Source organism: Desulfovibrio sp. 1188_IL3213, assembly GCF_036763145.1.
GTDB lineage: Bacteria > Desulfobacterota > Desulfovibrionia > Desulfovibrionales > Desulfovibrionaceae > Desulfovibrio.
Map to the genome: position 1 here is coordinate 1 of NZ_JBAIYR010000575.1, position 1,211 is coordinate 1,211.

General features: G+C 60.4%; 2 protein-coding genes and 1 pseudogene. 2 read left to right on the forward strand and 1 reads right to left on the reverse strand.

All coding sequences use genetic code 11. The annotated features are described in order from the left end of the window. Positions 1 to 316: pseudogene (locus tag V6C16_RS13700) on the reverse strand (MogA/MoaB family molybdenum cofactor biosynthesis protein); the annotation flags it as partial. Between the two features lie 151 nt (positions 317 to 467). Between V6C16_RS13700 and queF the strand changes: the two are divergent. Beyond that, positions 468 to 971 (forward strand): preQ(1) synthase, encoded by a 504-nt coding sequence (queF, locus tag V6C16_RS13705; protein ID WP_333534574.1) that lies wholly within the window; start codon positions 468 to 470, stop codon positions 969 to 971. 42 nt (positions 972 to 1,013) lie between these two features. Beyond that, the coding region (locus V6C16_RS13710) for a hypothetical protein (RefSeq protein WP_333543490.1) at positions 1,014 to 1,211 on the forward strand (198 nt) is incomplete at its 3' end.

Consider the following 1,211-nt stretch of genomic DNA (forward strand, 5'->3'; position numbering starts at 1 on the left):
CTTCTTTGCGGACAGTGGTTTCCAGCGGCCCTTCGGGCAGGTCTGTAAGGGCCGTCAGCAGCAGGCAGTGAGAAGCATGGCTGGCCGTGCCGTTTCGTGTCGCGGGGGCGGGCAGCCACATGCGGCCGGTTACCTTGAGAAGGGGCGTGCCACAGGCTCCGCAAAAGGTTGCGCCCACTGGCAGCGGGGGCAAGGCCCATTGTTCGGGGGCCATGAGGACGTGCCACGGAAAGTTTTTTTCAAGAGGCATGCCCCCCGGCTGGAGCGGCAGGCACTGGTCTTTCTGGCAGGCGCGCACATGCAGCAGAATGTTCATAGTATGCTCCGGAAAAACCCCTGGCGGGTGTCGGATTCGTGCAAATAATAGAATATTGTAGCCGCAAGCGCGATGGGTTACAAGTCCAATACGCGCCCGCGCCTGCCCGGTCTGGCCGGGCGCGGAGCATATTTTTCAAGGAGTTTCAGTTATGACCACTCGCAGCCAGGATCAGACCCGGGACCTCAAGGTTCTCGGCACAGGCCGCCTTACCGCCCCTGAAGGAGGCCCCAGCGTTGCTCTGCTGGAGGCTTTTCCCAACTGTTTTCCGCAACGGCCCTATGTCATCAGCGTCAGCTTTCCCGAATTTACCTCGCTCTGCCCCGTGACCGGCCAGCCCGACAGCGGAACCATAACCGTTGAGTACATTCCCGACGAACTGTGCGTGGAATCCAAAAGCTTCAAGCTGTATATGTTTGCTTTTCGCAATCATCAGTCCTTTATGGAAACCATCACCAACAACGTGCTGGAAGACCTGCGCGTTTTGCTCAATCCCTGCTGGTGCCGGGTCAAGGGGCTGTTCGCGCCGCGCGGCGGCACGCGCATTCACGTTTTTGCGGAGACGTTCAAGGACGGCATGTCTGACGAACAGAACGCCCTTGTGCGTGAAACCGTCCGTTCCTGGAAATCCGAACCGGACCCGCACCGGCCGTAACCGCAGCCGCGCCGTCTGCCTTTGCATTCAGGCGGCGCGACCTTGCCCGGACATGCGCTGGAAAGCCATGCCCATCCCCAATATGTCATGAGCAGAGACTGTCAGCAGAAAAAAAGCGCGGCCCCGCCAGGCGGCCTTGCCAGCACTGCGGTCCTTTTGGGCGGCTTTGCCCTTTTTTCACGCCTGCTCGGTCTTGCGCGCGATATGAGCATGGCCTGGCTTTTGGGCGGCGGCGCTGCG